The organism is Agrobacterium sp. CFBP2214 (assembly GCF_030209895.1).
Taxonomy (GTDB): domain Bacteria; phylum Pseudomonadota; class Alphaproteobacteria; order Rhizobiales; family Rhizobiaceae; genus Agrobacterium; species Agrobacterium radiobacter.
This window is the reverse complement of the sequence record NZ_JARVRC010000004.1, coordinates 435373-452608: the sequence shown is the minus strand read 5'-3', so window position 1 is coordinate 452608 and position 17236 is coordinate 435373. Positions and strand designations below refer to the sequence as shown.

At 57.2% G+C, this 17236-nt stretch carries 11 protein-coding genes and 4 pseudogenes; 6 read left to right on the top strand and 9 right to left on the bottom strand.

From position 1 onward, the window contains the following. Positions 1 to 53 precede the first annotated feature (53 nt). From QRN60_RS14580 to QRN60_RS14565, 4 genes and pseudogenes are all read left to right on the top strand, one after another. Positions 54 to 1036 (top strand): annotated as a pseudogene (locus tag QRN60_RS14580) (IS3 family transposase); the annotation flags it as partial. 129 nt (positions 1037 to 1165) lie between these two features. After that, a pseudogene (locus QRN60_RS14575) lies at positions 1166 to 1705 on the top strand (transposase); the annotation flags it as partial. Between the two features lie 310 nt (positions 1706 to 2015). Then, positions 2016 to 3779, top strand: a complete 1764-nt coding sequence (locus QRN60_RS14570; protein ID WP_113101045.1) for an ABC transporter ATP-binding protein — start codon at positions 2016 to 2018, stop codon at positions 3777 to 3779. 304 nt (positions 3780 to 4083) lie between these two features. Then, on the top strand, positions 4084 to 4869 hold the full coding sequence (locus QRN60_RS14565; RefSeq protein ID WP_113101043.1) for a 2-keto-4-pentenoate hydratase: 786 nt from the start codon (positions 4084 to 4086) through the stop codon (positions 4867 to 4869). A 67-nt stretch (positions 4870 to 4936) separates the two neighbouring features. Here the strand turns inward: QRN60_RS14565 and QRN60_RS14560 are convergent, their stop codons facing one another. Continuing rightward, positions 4937 to 5842, bottom strand: coding sequence for a LysR family transcriptional regulator (locus QRN60_RS14560; protein WP_113101042.1), 906 nt, complete (start codon positions 5840 to 5842; stop codon positions 4937 to 4939). Positions 5843 to 6026: 184 nt separating this feature from the next. Here QRN60_RS14560 and QRN60_RS14555 point away from each other — a divergent pair, with 184 nt between their 5' ends. Continuing rightward, positions 6027 to 7082, top strand: coding sequence for an aldo/keto reductase (locus QRN60_RS14555; RefSeq protein ID WP_284765672.1), 1056 nt, complete (start codon positions 6027 to 6029; stop codon positions 7080 to 7082). A gap of 49 nt (positions 7083 to 7131) precedes the next feature. On the opposite strand, the gene QRN60_RS14550 is transcribed toward QRN60_RS14555, so the two are convergent. The 4 genes from QRN60_RS14550 to QRN60_RS14535 form a co-directional block, all read right to left on the bottom strand. Next, positions 7132 to 8082: a bile acid:sodium symporter family protein gene (locus tag QRN60_RS14550; RefSeq protein ID WP_112356946.1), complete on the bottom strand. Its 951-nt coding sequence runs from the start codon at positions 8080 to 8082 to the stop codon at positions 7132 to 7134. Positions 8083 to 8323: 241 nt separating this feature from the next. Continuing rightward, positions 8324 to 9988: a type IV secretory system conjugative DNA transfer family protein gene (locus QRN60_RS14545; protein WP_129565174.1), complete on the bottom strand. Its 1665-nt coding sequence runs from the start codon at positions 9986 to 9988 to the stop codon at positions 8324 to 8326. Then, positions 9985 to 10293 carry a mobilization protein gene (locus QRN60_RS14540; protein ID WP_129565173.1) on the bottom strand — a complete coding sequence of 103 codons (309 nt, stop codon included), beginning with the start codon at positions 10291 to 10293 and terminating at the stop codon, positions 9985 to 9987. Before QRN60_RS14540 ends, QRN60_RS14545 begins: the two co-directional genes overlap by 4 nt. Before the next feature lie 132 nt (positions 10294 to 10425). Then, complete coding sequence (locus tag QRN60_RS14535) at positions 10426 to 11340, bottom strand: nucleotidyltransferase and HEPN domain-containing protein (RefSeq protein WP_113101040.1); 915 nt, start codon at positions 11338 to 11340, stop codon at positions 10426 to 10428. A 409-nt stretch (positions 11341 to 11749) separates the two neighbouring features. On the opposite strand from QRN60_RS14535, the gene traA reads away from it, so the two are divergent. Beyond that, positions 11750 to 15523, top strand: a complete 3774-nt coding sequence (gene traA / locus QRN60_RS14530) for a Ti-type conjugative transfer relaxase TraA (protein WP_284765671.1) — start codon at positions 11750 to 11752, stop codon at positions 15521 to 15523. 174 nt (positions 15524 to 15697) lie between these two features. Here traA and QRN60_RS14525 read toward each other — a convergent pair whose 3' ends face one another. The 4 genes and pseudogenes from QRN60_RS14525 to QRN60_RS26605 all read right to left on the bottom strand — a co-directional run bounded on the left by QRN60_RS14525 (position 15698) and on the right by QRN60_RS26605 (position 17193). Further along, positions 15698 to 15895 (bottom strand): hypothetical protein, encoded by a 198-nt coding sequence (locus QRN60_RS14525; RefSeq protein WP_044459931.1) that lies wholly within the window; start codon positions 15893 to 15895, stop codon positions 15698 to 15700. A gap of 2 nt (positions 15896 to 15897) precedes the next feature. Beyond that, positions 15898 to 16026: pseudogene (locus QRN60_RS26535) on the bottom strand (toxin C-terminal domain-containing protein); the annotation flags it as partial. 41 nt (positions 16027 to 16067) lie between these two features. Then, positions 16068 to 16364: a hypothetical protein gene (locus tag QRN60_RS14520; protein ID WP_236760186.1), complete on the bottom strand. Its 297-nt coding sequence runs from the start codon at positions 16362 to 16364 to the stop codon at positions 16068 to 16070. A 37-nt stretch (positions 16365 to 16401) separates the two neighbouring features. Beyond that, a pseudogene (locus QRN60_RS26605) lies at positions 16402 to 17193 on the bottom strand (IS5 family transposase). Positions 17194 to 17236 lie beyond the last annotated feature (43 nt).

The window sequence follows — 17236 nt, the reverse complement described above, 5'->3', positions numbered from 1 at the left end:
CTTCGTTGGCGCGACCAGTTTGACTGCGGGGTGGGGGAACAGTCCATCCCATTAATTGGCGCAAAAAATACGCGGGCTTGATGCCCTCGGAGATGAAGCGGCTGCGACAGCTTGAGGAAGAGAATGCCAAGCTGAAGCGGATTGTTGCCGACTTGTCACTGGACAAGGCCATGCTGCAGGATGTGCTTTCAAAAAAGCTTTGAGGCCTGCCCGCAAGCGCAAGCTTGTCGACACGATCAAGGCTGACTGGAAGGTTTCGATCCGGCGTGCATGCTCGGTATTGAAAGTCGACCGGTCGCTCTATGTCTACAAGTCCAGGCGTGGCGAGCAGGCCGAGTTGAAGCTCAAGATCAAGGACATCTGCCAGACGCGGGTACGCTACGGCTACAGGCGTGTGCATATCCTTATCAAGCGTGAAGGCTGGCCCGTGAACCCGAAGCGAATCTATCGTCTTTACAAAGAGATGGACCTCCAGCTCCGCAACAAGGTTCCCAAGCGCCGGGTCAAGGCGAAGCTGCGGGCTGACCGCACGGAGCCGACCCATTCCAACCATGTTTGGGCGATGGATTTCGTTCATGACCAACTGGCCACTGGTCGCAAGATCAGGGTTCTGACGGTCGTCGACACTTACTCGCGCTTCTCGCCGGCAGTCGATGCCCGCTTCAGTTACAAGGGGGAGGATGTCGTTCAGACACTAGAGCGGGTCTGCCGCCAGGTCGGATATCCGACGACCATTCGCGTCGATAACGGCAGCGAGTTCATCTCTCGAGACCTTGATCTTTGGGCCTATCACAAGGGTGTCGTGCTCGACTTCTCCCGGCCAGGCAAGCCGACCGACAACAGCTACATCGAGAGTTTCAATGGCAAGTTCCGCGCCGAGTGCCTGAACGCTCACTGGTTCATGACCCTTGACGACGCGCGGGCAAAGATGGAGGATTGGCGTAGAGACTATAACGAATTCCGGCCACACAGCGCGATAGGCAACAAAGTGCCGATTTCGCTCATGAACGGCTCATCGGCACCACCGTCGCACTGAGTCTTAACCCCGGAAAATTCCAGCTCCCGCTGGCCCAAATTCGGGGAGCACCTCAAAACCCCGGAAAATTCCAGCTCCCGCTGGCCCAAATTCGGGGAGCACCTCAAACCCCGGAAAATTCCAGCTCCCGCTGGCCCAAAAACGGGGAGCACCTCATTCAGATCACCAAAACCGCTGGAGCGAACTCAAAACTGGATAAAACTTGGGGGCAACGTCACGGGCTATGAAGCGGGCAAGAGGATCAAGGGACGCAAGCGTCATATCGTCATCGACACACTCGGACTGATGGTCGGCCTCATGGCTCCCAGCGCCGATATTCAGGATCGCGACGGTGCGCCCGCCGTCCTCAAAACTATTCTCAAGCGCTGGCCGTGGCTGAGACATATCTTCGCTGACGGTGGCTATTCCGGACCCAAGCTGAAGGGTGCACTGCAAAAAATCGCTGCGTTCACTCTCCAGATCGTCAAGCGGACCGGCAAGGCCAAGGGCTTCGAGGTTCTACCGCGTCGCTGGATGAACTGGGTCGTGTAGCGCACCTTTGCATGGCTTGGCAGATGCCGGCGACTGGCCAAAAATTGGGAAAAGTCCGTCGGATCAGCTGAGGCCTGGATCATTATCGCCCACATCCGGGTCCTGACTCGCCGCTTGGCAAGGTACGAATATTGTTGAAACCTTTTCGAGTCAGGCTGCAACGGATTTGGGGAGATGATTGAACTTCATCGCACTTGACGTTCAGGACCCGTAAATATGACAACATCAGTCAGCCAAGCCCAAATGTTGACAGTGATAAGCCTTCGACGTATTGCACCTCTAACGACGCAATCATTGTGGAGCAACGCGATAATTCTTGGCTCGGATGAGTGGCTGGGATAGGTCACTGCAACTGAGATGACAAGAAACACTCGATTGAGCAAAGCCGTTCTGATAGATTTACCCCCAACGAACCGCGTGTGCACCCAAAACTGAATAGGATGTTTCCTTGATCGGATCGTTTTTGTCGCCAAACGACAAGAAGTTGTTGACGCGACTTTTCAAAGAGAATTTCAAAAAACATGTTGGTTGGTATTCTGCGGCGATAGCCGCAATGGTTGTCGTCGCCGCCACGACATCTCTCAGTGCATGGATCATGCGCGACATCGTAAACAGTGTCTATCTGAAGCAAGGTTTTGACGTCGTCCTTGAAATTGCCTTAGCGGTTGCGGCAATATTCATTATCAAAGGCCTCGCGACGTTCGTACAAAGCTACTATCTGAGTAAGGCTGGCAACAGCATCGTCGCCGAACAGCAGCGCAAGATTTACGATCGCCTTCTTAAACAGGGCGTATCATTCTTTCAGAATCTACCATCATCGGAGCTTCTTGTACGAGTAACGTATAATGCACAAGCTGCGCGCAGCGTCATCGATACGATTGTAACATCGTTTGTTCGCGATCTTTTTTCCCTTATCGGCCTGATCATCGTGATGTTCGCCCAAAATTTCCTTTTGAGCGCGATCTCCATGATTATTGGTCCGATCGCGATTTTCAGCGTTCGCCTCGTTCTGCGTCGGGTTCGAAAAATCATGGAGGCGGAACTTGCTTCGCTTGGCGAAATCGTCAATGTCGTACAAGAGACCAGCATTGGCGTTCGCGTCATCAAGGCATTTTCCCTTGAAAAACTAATGCGCCAGCGGATGAATAAGGCGGTGTCGGATGTTGAGCATCGTGCCAACGGCATCGCCAAGCTAGAAGCTGCGACCAGCCCGATCATGGAGACCCTGTCCGGCCTCGCAATTGCGGTAGTTATTGCTGTTTCCGGATATACAGTTCTTGAAAAGGGCGGCTCGCCTGGCGATCTGATGGCATTCATCACCGCGCTTCTTCTTGCTTACGAACCAGCCAAGCGCTTGGCGCGCATGCGTGTCCAGATCGAAGGCGGCATGATAGGTGTTCGAATGATGTTCGAGGTTCTGGATGCGCCGCTCACGTTGACTGAAAAGAACGACGCGCTGCCTCTTCCTAAAGCAAGTGGCGATGTTGAGCTTAAAAACGTAAGCTTCGAATATGTTGCGGATCAACCGGTTTTAAAGGACGTCAGTGTTCTCTTCGAGGGTGGTAAAATGACCGCATTGGTGGGCCCGTCCGGCAGCGGCAAATCCACCATTATCAATCTGATGATGCGCCTCTACGATCCACAAAACGGCGCGGTCGAAATCAATGGCATGGATTTGCGCGATGTTTCCTTCGCCAGTTTGCGTGAACACGTGTCCTATGTCGGTCAGGAAACGTTCCTGTTCTCGGGAACCGTTAAACACAACATTTCCGTCGGCCGGGACAATGCAACAGACGAAGAGATCATCGCCGCCGCAAAGGCCGCCAATGCGCATGATTTCATCATGAAAATGCCGAACGGCTATGACACAAAGCTCGGCGAAAACGGTTCCGGCCTGTCGGGTGGTCAGAGACAACGTGTGGCGATCGCCCGTGCGATGTTGCGTGACGCGGACATATTGATCCTCGATGAAGCTACGAGCGCACTGGATTCTGAATCCGAGGCGCTTGTCCGCGATGCCTTGGAACGTCTGACACTGAACAAAACGTCGATTGTCATCGCGCACAGGCTTTCCACCATCAACCGCGCAGACAAGATTGTGGTGATGGACAATGGCGAGGTCGTGGAACAGGGAAGCCGTCGCGAGTTGCTCGCAACGGACGGCCTTTATAAGCGGCTTCACAGCATACAGTTCGACGCAGACGTCGCGTAGTCAGAACAGGTCGGGCGGGGGCACTCTCCCCGTCCGATCACGCTCCGTGCAGGGGCATCAGCATTGGCGACGGCATTGTTGCAGCCTGCCTTGCCCATGATTTTCCGCTTTCCTTGTAGGTGTGCTGGTACGACTAGATCACCGTTCGTTTGGGGTGGCAGGAGAGTCATAACAATTGCTCATCGTTCGGCGCCACCTCTCCTTAAAGCTGGCGATGTGGTCGAACTCGACACTAATGGCCTTGGCAGGCAGCGCCAAATCATGACAGCATCTGCCGTTTGAAACATCCGGGACCCTAGACGCAATGACGGCAATCGAAAAACTGGCCGAAAGCTTCGCAAAAGCGAGCCACGAGGGTTCAAAAATCACCCTGGCGGCGTTGCAGGCGGAGGACCTCATTCCCGGTGACCTTGAGGAGGCTATGGCGGTCCAGCAGGCTTTTGCTGAAAAATGGTCGGAACCGGTCGCCGGCTGGAAACTGGCGATCCGCCCGGATGGCGAGGCCATCGGGGCGCTCATGTTCGATTGCGTTCGGGTCGATGAAACCAATCTCGCTTCTTTTCCTGAAGGCGGCACCGAAGGCGTCGAAGTCGAAATCTGCTTTACGCTTTCCGCCGATATCCCCGCTGCGGCGGCGGAGCCGCTGACCAGGGACGACCTGATAAGATATATCGACAAGGTACACCTTGGTGCTGAACTTCTCCGCTACCGGCTGGCGGAGAAAAATCAGGTGCCGTTTCCGCTTTTTCTCGCGGATCGCCTCGCCAACCATGGCTTCGTCATCGGCCCGGAAGTGGATAAAGGCATCGTGGACGTCTTTGCCGGAAATGGTGAGAACCTGCCGCAGCTTACCGTTACCGAGGGGTCGGTGCAGCTGTTCGACGCCACGGTAAAACATCCCAATGGTGATCCGCTCGCGCCACTGGTCGCCTTCGCCAATGCGGCATTCAACAAGGGCGACATGCTCAAGGCCGGTACTGTGGTGACGACGGGCAGTCTCTGCGGTGCGATACCAAGCACACTTGCCGGCGAGACGCAGATCACGCTGAAATCGGTTGGTGCTTTCTCGCTGTCCGGTCCGAGACGATAGGCGTTCCCCAATTTTTGAATCCCCTGCTGTCTTCATCCCGGTCGCGCTTTCCAATGCCTCCGGAAGGTCACTTCACCCGCCCATATTCACCCAGAAAATCGAGCAGCGCCCGGATGCGTGAGGGAAGCGGTCCGCGCTGGCCGACATAGACGGCATGAAACATCTCCGTTTCACCCGTATCGAGATGATTAAGCACGGGGATCAGCCGGCCGGCGGCTATATCGTCCCTCACGGTGAAAGCGGCAAGGCGCACCAGCCCGACGCCGGCAAGCGCCAGACGGCGAAGGCCTTCGCCATCGCTCACCTGCACACGTCCCGTCGCCGGGATGAGGACGGTCTTTCCCTCGTCCCGTAACGGCCACCCGTCGACTGACCGGGCATAACCAAATCCGAGGCGATTGTGACCTTCCAGATCGGCGATTGTTTGCGGCACGCCGCAGCGCTCCAGATAGTCAGGGGCGGCGGCGATGATCATCCTCGTCTCGCCGAGTTTGCGGGCGACGAGGCTTGAGCTTTTGAGCGGCCCGGCGCGCACCGCGACATCCATGCGCTCTGCAACGAGGTCGACCACTTGATCGGTCTGGACGATATCGAGCGTGATATCAGGATGCAGCGCCAGAAAGCGTGGCAGGATGGGCGCAAGAATATGCGTTGCATAAGAAGCGCTGGTGTTGATCCGCACGCGGCCGACAGGCTGTTCGCCCAAGCCGGCGGCACGCTCGGCCTCTTCGAGATCGGCGAGGATGCGGGTGGCCCTTTCGTAAAAAGCGCAGCCCTCCGGCGTTATCTGAAGCTGCCGGGTGGAGCGGATGAGCAGGCGCGCGCCCAGGCGGCCTTCCAGCCGTGCGATAAGCTTGCTCACCGCTGAAGGCGTCATGTTCGCCGCCGCGGCCGCACGGGAAAAACCTCCGAGTTCAACCACCCGCACGAAGATTTCCATCTCCCCTGCCCGGTTAATCTCAAGTCGCGCCATGATGACTTCATCTCACAAGTGATATTATTTTCGGCATTCTATTTCATTGAAGAGCCAGCGTCTATCTTCAGACAGCGATTGAAATACATCACAATCTTCGTCTGCCAGATCACGACGGGATGGAAGGCACGGCGCCACCATGCGCCTGGCCCAGAACCATGCCGAAGCAACAAAGGAACACCCCATGGAATATCGCTATCTCGGCAAATCCGGCCTGAAAGTGCCGGTTTTGAGTTTCGGCACCGGAACCTTCGGCGGCTCCGGTCCGCTCTTCAGCAACTGGGGCAATTCGGATGCTGCGGAAGCCCGGCGCCTGATCGACATCTGTCTCGAAGCCGGCGTCAACCTGTTCGATACGGCCGATGTCTATTCCAATGGCGCATCGGAGGAAGTGCTCGGCGAAGCCGTCAAGGGGAGGCGCGACAGAGTTCTGATCTCGACCAAGACCAGCCTGCCGATGGGCGACGGGCCGAACGAGGCCGGCTCGTCCCGCTTCCGGCTGCTGCGCGCGGTGGATGACGCCCTGCGCCGCCTAAACTCCGACTATATCGACATCCTTCAGCTTCATGCCTTCGATGCCTTCACGCCGGTTGAGGAAGTGCTGTCGACGCTCGATGCGCTCGTCCGCTCCGGCAAGGTGCGATATACCGGCGTCTCGAATTTTTCCGGCTGGCAGATCATGAAATCGCTGGCGGTCGCCGATCGATATGGCTGGCCGCGCTATGTTGTCAACCAGGTCTATTACTCGCTTGTTGGCCGCGACTACGAGTGGGATCTGATGCCGCTCGGCGCGGATCAGGGCCTTGGAACCATGGTCTGGAGCCCGCTTGGCTGGGGGCGACTGACCGGAAAAATCCGTCGCGGCGCCCCGCTGCCTGAAGACAGCCGCCTGCGTGAAACCGCCGGTTTCGGCCCGCCGGTCAATGATGAAGTCCTTTACCGCGTGATCGATGCGCTCGACGCTGTTGCGAAAGAGGCAGGCCGGACCGTGCCTCAGGTCGCTCTTAACTGGTTGCTCAGACGCCCGACTGTTTCTACTGTTATTATCGGCGCGCGCAACGAGGAGCAGCTTCGCCAGAACCTCGATGCCGTGGGATGGGAGCTGACATCGGCGCAGGTAGCAGCGCTGGATAAAGCCAGCGAGAAGACTGCTCCCTATCCCCATTTCCCGTATCAGCGCCAGGAGGGCTTTGCCCGGCTTAATCCACCGGCCGTAGCACGTCAGACTATGCCGTTCTAAGGCAGGGTCAGGCCGCCTGAACTACAGGCGGCCTGACGAATGCGGAGCTTCAGGCGGTTTTGTTGGCGGAGCCTGCGTCCACCCGGCCCGAAAACCAGTTCGCCAGGATAGCGCCCGATATATTGTGCCAGACACTGAAAATGGCACTCGGAACGGCGGCTAGAGGGGAAAAATAGGCCGTGGCGAGTGCTGCGCCAAGGCCCGAATTCTGCATGCCGACCTCGATCGCAATGGCCTTACGCTTGGCAAGCGACAGGCCCGTAGCCTTTGCCGCGAGATAACCGAGCAGATAGCCAAGCCCGTTATGCAGCACGACGACGGCAAAAATCATCAGCCCGGACTGGGCAATGGACGCCCTGGATCCTCCCACCACCGCCGAAACGATGAGGACGATGCCGATGACGCTCACCAGCGGCAATGCCGGAACGGCGGTCTTGACGAGGCCGGGCAGCAGCTTCTGCAGGGCGGCGCCCAGCGCCAGCGGAACCAGAACGACCTTGACGATGCTGAGGAACATGGCCCAGCCATCGACGGGCAAAAACTGGCTCGCAAACAGCCAGACGAGGAATGGCGTCACCAGCGGCGCGGCAAGCGTGGTGACCGAGGTGCAGGCAACGGACAAGGCGACATCGCCCTTGGAGAGATAGGTCATGACATTGGAAGATGTGCCGCCCGGGCAGCAGCCGACCAGAATGACGCCGGCCGCGACTTCCGGCGGCATGGGAATGATGCGGGTGAGCAGCACCGCCAGAAGCGGCATGATGAGAAACTGGCCGAGCACGCCAATCGTCACATCGAACGGCCTTTTCACGATCTCCCTGAAATCATCGACCGAAAGGGTGAGGCCCATACCGAACATGATGATTGACAGAAGCGTGACGATCCAGGGCGCGATTTGCTTGAAAGTGTCAGGAAAGAAAAAGCCGAGTACGGCGAACAGGATAACCCAGATGGCAAAAGTCTTGCCCACGAAAGCCGAAACGGCTGCCAGCGTTTTCATTTCCATACTCCCAAGATGATTATGAAACCCCGTCTAGACTCCTACGTTGCCCTGTCAAGGTCATCACTCCGGTGTTAGAGCGATCGAAAACGATCCCTCGGCCGCGATACCGCCGTTACCGCAGGGATGCAATTTGGACGAAGGCTCATCTACCTGCTTCCCCTCCCGGCCGAGATAGCCGAAAGGCCGCGCATACAAGGTTGCGATGCAAATGCCAGACTGCCGATTTTTCTCGGCCCCGTTAGACCGGATCAAACATCTCCCTGAACTCCGGATCGGCAAAGTAGGCAAGCTTTTCAGCATAAACTGGTCGTTGTCCGGCCAGGAACAGCAATTGTCCTTTCTCCGGCAGATTGCGCACCTCATCAGGGGTGAGCAGCGGCCGGCCGGTATGATGCTGGCTGTAGGAAATCCCGGTCTTATCGGAATCGAGCGCTCTCGCCATCGTCTGGAACACGACCGTTTCCAGTCCGAGCAAATCAGAGATGAGGCGGGCGCTGTCATGATCGTTGACGCCAAAAACCTGCAGCACGCCGGCGTTTGACAAAAAAGTTCCGGCGCGGTGACCGTATGTGGCCCGCAGTTGATGGATGTCCTGGAGAATGGGCCAGAGCTGGACACCATAACCCGCCATCAGACCCATCGCGCGTTCGACTGGTGCTAAGTGCCCAAGGGATGCGAACTCATCGAGCAGATAAAGAACCGGTGTCGCCGGCTTTGCCGGATCGCGGGCCATTTCGAGCAGGCTTTGCGAGACAAGCAGGCGCAGCCAGCGCGAATAGGTCGAGAGACGATCAGGCGGAAGAACGAGGAACACCGTCGCGTTGTTGCGCTTGAGGTCGGCAAACCGGAAATCCGAGCGACTGAGGACGGCCGTCATGCGCGGTGAATCAAGGAAATGCGTATGGCGCTGGGCTGTCGACAAAACGCCTGCAGCTTCGCGATCGGATTTTCCGAGGTGGCGGTTTGCAGCACGCGCGACAAGACCTCTTGCCGCATCGCTTTCCTGCATCCGCTTGAGCAGCGCTGCAAACTGTTCCGGAGCAAGGGTCAGATACTCGCGGAGTGTTGCGAGGTGCCTGCGTCTCAAAGGTTCAGATGCAACGATCTCGAGCAACAACCCGCCGATAAGTGCTTTTGCCTCCTCGTTCCAATGCGCCTCGCCCGCCATTCCCGGTTCGTCAAACACGAGAGCGTCGGCAAGGGCACTGGCATCTTCCGCGACATCGAGGTTTTGGGGATCAAGCATGGCCAGGGGATTAAAGGCTGCCGAGGGTCTCCCGGTGATTCCGAAAGGATCGAGCACATGGACGGGCCCGAATTTCTGACGAGCACGGCCGGTGATCCTTGCATTTTCGCCTTTTGGATCGACGCAGATCACCGAACGGTCGGCAGTCAGCAGGTTCGGGATGATCGTGCCCACGCCTTTGCCGGTACGGGTCGGCGCCATCGTCAGGAGATGGGCCGGACCATCATAGCGCAGGGGCTTCCCCGTTTTCGTATGACGACCAATCAACAGGCCGGAAGCAGATAAGGTAAGAGCGGCTATCTCCTTGTTTGTCGCAAAGCGGGCGGAGCCATGGGTATCATCGTCATTCTCCCCGAAATGCAAAATCAGTGGGGTGGTGATGAACCAGAAGGTGATAACGGCAAGCGCCAGCAGGGTTAAGAGACCCGGGATGATGTGGACAAGCGAGCCCCGCTCGAAACCCGTTTGCTCGAGGAAATAACCACCACCCATGCCGATCACAAACGTGACGTTGAACAGGATGAACATTAATCCGAGGAGCCGTTTCCAGATCCGGAAGGGCATGGTGATCAAAGCCAGGAATGCCCAAAGCGGATCACGCGCGGCGGCTCGCAACATGTTTTTGAATGCCTCCCGAGAAAGTCGCAACCGGTTCATGAAGCACCCTGCCCGCTGTCGCCACCCTCTCCCGTGCCCGGCAGTCCTTGTCCGATCAGATCGACAAAGAGCGCCTTGTCATTGTCGCGTGTCAGGAACCCTGGCAGTTCGCGGCGCAGCCATGCACCGAGTTGTTTGCTGAATTCCTGATCATCCGAGGTTTCGAGGTGATGCAGAACGAGCGAGCCGATCAGGACCTTGCGGCGCATATCGTTGTTGCGCTCGGTTTTGGAAAGACGGGCCTTCAGCGCAGACCGTTGCGCCTCCAGTTCAGCCAGGCGCTGTTCGATTGTTTTCCTTGCCACGATTGTTCCTTTCGATTGCGGTCGCACCGGAACTGCCGTTGTTGACCACGGCTTTGCTCCTGGAATGCAGACCAGTTCTATGAGGAGATCGACATAGCGATTGTAAGAGGAGTTTGGACCCTGTGGTCAGACTCAGCCGCTGGCGTTCGCGGCCTGTTTGAGCTTTTCGATGTGCTCGCGGCAAAGCGTCTCAACCAGCTTGTGAAGTTCCGCCGTCCGCTCCTGAAGCCAGGTTAGCGCCTCTTCAGAAACCTCGAAACGCTTCGAATAGCGCGCCTTGACGTAGGCCTCGTTCAGGACGTTGTACCATGTGGTAAATCGCTGACGATCGCGCGGCCAGATGTCGATCAAACGGTGATCACGACTTTCGGAAAGACCCCGCAGGAATTTGAGGTTGTGCGAAGCGGGGGAATAGTTTGTCAGTGTCAGGAGGTAGCAGTTGTAAGCGGTCTCCACTGCCTGATGGAGATTGAAAGCCGCGTGATTTCGCTGATCATGGGTGATCGAATATAGAGCGAGTTCACGAAAGAAATTGGCGCTATTAAGCTGGGTACTGAAATGCTCCTCGGCCACCCTCAGTGCATCGGAAGGGCTGAGCGGTTTCGCTTCAGCCAGCGGCCGGTCATCGAATTCATAAAGGACAACACCTTCGCGGGCGAGATCAACAAAGAAGTATTGGCCATCATGCAAAAAGTTGCTGATCTCGCGAGCGCCATGCACGATGAGCCCAACGGGCGTCTCGATCTCCTTGTCCCACATCAGCCGGTCGGTCGCCTTGTCCCAATATTTGGGATCGGCAAGTTCCTTGTTGCTGACGATGACGAGAATGTCGAAATCCGAGCGGTAGCCTTTCGACGTATGCGGTTCATCCACCCAGGTGCCACGCGCGTAAGAACCGAACAGAATGATTTTGAAAATTCGTCCATCCTTCTTGGCGTCAGACTTGGAGCGCTCGACCAGATCAGCAAACTCTTCCTGGATAATCCCGACGACGCGCGCGAGCTCGCGTTGCTTTCGTTCCGGCAAATGTTCAAGGCTGGTCTTCATGTCTGCTCCGTTTCTGGACGGTATCCTGTATGGTCCATTGTAAACTTCTTTGAAACTCCGATTTTTGGCAGCCGCCAATCAATTGCCTGTCTCCTGCACGCGAAATCTTCCGGCGGGTTGCCTGCGCCCTCTCCTGTTTTGTCGAGCCGCGCCTGCAATGTCTTCCTCCTCTCCTTCCTTCTCCCCGATCAGTCGTGCGATCGACATGCACCTATCGCCCTCCCCGCATTGATGCGTTTGTGTCCCTATTCAAACACGAGCAATTGCCACTTGGCGACTACTACTTTTAGTAGTCGAAATCGCCGTTCGATGTTGCTAGCCTCGCCACCGGTAAACAGACAAGGGCGCACTTACGACTTGCCACGCGTCAGAGCGCTGAATTTCCCCGTTTGCGGATCGGAGATTTCGTGTGGCGATTTATCATCTCAGCACCAAACCTGTCTCGCGCTCATCCGGCCGAAGCGCCGTGGCATCCGCCGCCTATCGTTGCGCGGTCCTTCTCACCAATCATCGCGACGGCCTTGTGCATGACTTCACCCGCAAAGAGGGCGTGGAGCATAAGGAGATTGTGCTGCCGGACGGTCTTTCTGCCGATTGGGCTCTGGATCGTTCTGCCTTGTGGAACGCTGCCGAGTTTGCAGAAAAGCGAAAAGACGCCCGCGTCGCCCGCGAATTCGAAATCGCGCTTCCGCATGAGCTGTCGCCAGAAGCGCGGCTGAAGGCTGCACGCGCCTTTGCTCAGGATCTTGCAAACCGCTATGGCGCGGCCGTGGACTTTGCCATCCATTCGCCAAGCGAGCATGGTGACATCAGGAACCACCACGCGCATGTGCTGATGACGACGCGACAGGTTGGCAGAACCCGCCTTGGCGAGAAAACTTATCTCGAGCACAAGAACGCACGGCTGCTGGCACATGGCATGGCGACAACCGACATGCAGCTTCGCGATATCAGGCAGGCATGGGAAGGCATTGCCAACCGTCAGCTTCAGCGCGAAGGCCTGGATGTTCGCATCGATCATCGCTCGCACATGGAGCGCGGTCTTGAACTGTCGCCGACCGAGCACATGGGCGTGCATGCCTCGCAGATGCAGCAGCAAGGATTGACGGTCGAGCGCGGCAGGCTGGATGACGAGGCAGCACGGCAAAATGCCGAACTGATCCGGCAAAAACCGGAACAGGTTCTGACGCTGATCAGCAACGAGAAGAGCGTGTTCGACCGGCACGATATTGCCAAAATGTTGCATCGCTATATCAACGATGACGCCCAAACATTCCAGAACGCCATTGCCGCTGTTTTGGCCTCACCAGCGCTCGTGGAACTCCAGGCTGAGCGCATCGATCCGGACACAGGCGACGTCTCCAATGCGCGCTATTCGACGCGGGAGATGATCGACCTGGAACTCGCAATGGCGCGATCGGCAGTAAGGTTACATCAGGCGCAGTCCCACGGTGTCGATCATCGTCATGTCGAGCGTGCGATAGAAAAACAAGATCACGCTCTTCGGACAAGCTCTGGCGGAATGGTGGCTGCGAGCGATCCGTCGGCGGGATTGTCGGACGAACAGCGTCAGGCGATCGCGCATATTACCGGGCCTGAAGGCATCGCCGCCGTCGTCGGGTTTGCGGGTGCGGGAAAGTCCACCATGCTCGCAGCGGCGCGCGAAGCGTGGGAGGCTCAAGGCTATCAGGTCCATGGTGCGGCATTAGCCGGAAAGGCAGCCGAGGGGCTTGAGGAAAGTTCCGGCATAGAGAGCCGCACTCTGGCGTCATGGTCATACAGCTGGGACCATGGCCGGGATCTGATCGGCCGACGTGACGTGTTCGTCATCGACGAGGCCGGCATGGTCGGAAGCCGGCAACTTGCCCGCTTTATCGGTGAGGCAGAAGAGCGCGGCGCAAAGATCGTTCTTGTTGGTGACCATGAGCAACTGCAGGCAATCGGGGCCGGTGCACCCTTCAGGGCGATTGCGGAGCAGATCGGTCATGTCGAGCTTTCCGACATTCGCCGCCAGCGCCATGATTGGCAGCGAGAAGCATCGGTTGCCTTTGCCACCCACAAAACGGCAGAGGGCTTGGCTGCCTATCGCGATCACGGCGATATCCACTTTGCAGAAAGCCGCGACAAAGCGATGGCGCAGATCGTGCGTGATTATGTTGCCGATAGTGAGCGGCGTGCCGATGGCAGCCGGGTTGCCATGGCGCATCGCCGCGCCGATGTGCGCGTCCTCAATGCTGCCATCCGCTCGGAGCTTCAAAACCGACAAAGGCTGGGGAACCGTGACGAGCTGAGCGCTGGTGCAGAGCAAGCGGATGGTAAGGCCGGAGGGAAAAGTGAGGCAGTTGGAGAACTCACCTTCCAGACCAGTAACGGCAAACGCGCCTTCGCTCCCGGTGACCGGATCATCTTCCTCGAGAACAACCGCGACCTCGGCGTCAACAACGGCATGCTTGGCACGGTCGAGCATGTCGAGCCGAATAAGATCATCGCCCAGCTCGATGGCCGAGGCGGCGACAGTGTCAGCATTGCCACGGACAGCTACCAGGCGATCGACCACGGTTATGCGACGACGATCCATAAAAACCAGGGAGCGACGGTCGATCGCGCCTTTGTGCTGGCGTCCAGCACCATGGACCGGCATCTGACCTATGTCGCCATGACCCGGCATCGCGACGGCGTGCAGCTCTATGCCGGCATCGAGGAGTTCACCAGTGCGGGCCGGCTGGTTGATCACGGCGTCGCGCCTTACGAGCATAATCCGCAATCACGCGACAGCTATTTTGTGACGCTGGAGAATGACAAGGGCGAGCGGCATACGGTGTGGGGTGTTGATCTCAACCGGGCCATGCGAGATGCATCACCTAAGATCGGTGACAGGATCGGACTGCAGCATGAAGGCGCCACGCCTGTCACGCTTCCGGACGGTACAAAGGCAGAGCGCAATGCATGGCGTGTCGTCAAGGGTGATGAACTCGCCTACCAGAAGCTGGCAAGCCGACTGTCGCGTTCCGGCGTGAAGGAAACCACGCTGGACTATGTTAGAGACTTTGCCGAGCGGCGCGGGATAGCCAGCGACCGATGGATCGGGCGAGAGTTTGGGATCAAGAGCGAGATCGAACTTGCTTCCGCCAAAAATGCGCGCCTAGAGGTGTTGCCCCGTGCGGCCCATCTGCAACGGGAGCAGCAGGATCGGCCATCAGAGCGTCAGCAGGTTTACGAGGAACGTGCCGGCGAACTGGCCGGCCCTGTTCGCCGCGAAGATCCTGGCAATGAGTTCGCCCGGACGATTGATGACAATCGGCGGGGCGACCGGACGGAGGACAATAAAGGATATCGCCGCATCCGGTGGTCCGACCTCATGTCGAAAGACGGCGCCGTCCCTACCCCAACAGAAACTGTCGGCCAACGATCGGCGCTGGAACCCGGTAAGCCCACTCCACTTGTGCCAGCCATCACCCGATACGACCGCAGCGTCGAAGAGGTGGCGCAGCAAATGGCGATGTCCGTTATCGATCGGCAATTCGATACAGTGGACTCTCTCGTGCGGCACGTGTTCCGTGATCCGGCCGAGGTCGCAGCAAGATTGCGCGCCGCGATGATCGATAAAGAAGGCAATGGCAAGATCATGGCGAAGGCCATGGTCGGGCAGCCAGAGCGCTTCGGGGAGCTGCGCGGCAAGTCGGGTCTGTTCGGCAACAACAAGGAGCGGAAAGAGGCGCTGCAATATGCAAGGTCACTCTCTGCCCATATCGGCTATGTCTCCGAGGCATGGGAGCGCCGGCTTGGCGAAGAACGTCAAAGCGAACAATGGCAGCGTGAACAGCGTGACGTGATCGAGGTCCCCAGCCTCACCCCGCGCAGCGCCGAAATCCTTGCCGAGGTGGAGAAAACGCCGGTCGAGAGGCGAAGCAAGTTCATCAAAGAGCTGCGATCATCACCTGAGGGCCGGACCGCACTTGACGAGGCCAAGCTGGTGGCCGATGCGCTCACGCGGCGGTTTGGTAGTTCCGATCCTCGCAGGTTCGCCGAGGAGCTGGAGACACGTCCCGAGCTCGCAAAGCACGCCGAGCAGATCAAGGCAATCGCCAGCCTGGTGCATCGTGCACGCCATGCAGAACTCAGCCATGACCACGCGCTGAAACAGCAACTGGCCCGGTCTCAGGGGCTTGGACTGAGCCGATAGTGTGCGCTGGCAACAACACTGGCGTCAGCTTTGATAATCCCCAAATTACCAGAACATGAAGCGAGCCAGCTTTTCGCCGATTCCGCGCCATGTTTCACCGGTTGTGGATGTGGTCTTCCTCGGCAATCGGTCCTGAGCCGGTGCGGGTGTAGTGGACGAGTTGGAGTTGATAAACTATTTATTCAGATAGATAAGCAAGCATTTCCCGTCCTTTTTTCCTACAAGACTGATCGGTCGGACATCATCACCTCCATCGATGGATATCTCTACCGGCAAGCCTTGGTTTTCAAAGGACTGAAGTTCCTTTATCAACTCTTCAATGGTTTTCCCTCTATTAGCCCAATCCTTATGATCTGTGTCTTTAACGTTCATTATCAATCCCCTATACGATTCAGATTTGAGTCATAAGTTCCGAGGCGCGTCCCCTTACCTCCGAGGTCCTTAACGGAAGTGGCCATCTTCCAAGCGCCTCCATTATGACCATCCAAATCCCTTGTTATGAATAGGTTCTGTTGACAAAGTAGCTTGAGGTGCTCGTTAAGAACTACTTTTCTGCGTCGCCCAAAAAAGCTTCGATGCTGACTTCGTGGAGCCTTTTATGCGCTGCTACAGAAATCAGCCTGACGTCGGGATTTTCCTCCACCGCTCTTCCATACCAATATTTTGCGGCATGCAGGTCACCAATCTTCTCATAACACTCTCCCAACCGCTCCCCGAGATATCCGGCATCCAACGACTGGTCGCCATCTGCCATGAAAAGATAAATCTTGATCGCGTCCGCTGCCTTCCCAGTTGCGATCAGGTCTTTCGATATTCGGTCTAAATGATTGAAGTCATACAAGAATTTTCTCCTTTTTTGCAACGTGTTACCGTCTTAACTAAGGTGCACAACTCATGAACCAGAGCAAGTGTGGCAACCATATTTTTGCGGCGGCCAACACGAGAAAGGCGGCGAAGGATTTTTGGGTTTTATCGTATCGGGTGGCGACACGACGAAATTGCTTCGCCGGTTGAACAGCCGCTCGATACGATTTCGGTCCATGTAGACTGGGAAGTCACAGGCGGTTGGTCTTTGCCGTTGGCCCTCGGAGGAATAACGGGCCTGACCCCGTGGATCAGCAACTCTTCGCGCAGAGCGTCGCTGTCATAGCCCTTGTTAGCGAGAAACAGCCTCGGCTTGGCAACCGGCATGGCTAACAGATCGGGAACGGTATTGTAATCCGAAGCTTCACCGCCTTGTCAGGATGAAGCCGAGAGGGCGTCCCGGACCGTCCGCACGGGCGTGGATTTTTGTCGAAAAGCCGCCGCGTGATCGACCAAAAGCCTCCTTATAAGTCCCTCTTTTGCGCCCGCAGCCTGAGAATGGCCGCGAACCGTGGTGCTGTCAATCATATGCTGCCAGTCATCGGTCAAGCCCAGTTCGACAAGCGTCTCCAGCAGGACATCCCATACGCCTTGTTCTGCCCAACGGCGGAAGCGCACGTAGACGGAATTCCACTTGCCATACCGCTCATGCATGTCGCGCCAAGGGCACCCGACACGCGAACATGCAACATTCCGTTGAGATACTGCCGATTATTGTGAGAAGGGCAAGATTTCCTCCCGCGCTCAGTGGGCAGTAGTCCTCCAACAATCCGCCATTCCGAATCCGTCAGGTCGCCGCGAGCCAAAATCGCTTCCTAAAAGGCAGTCTTGAATCATGCTCTATAGATA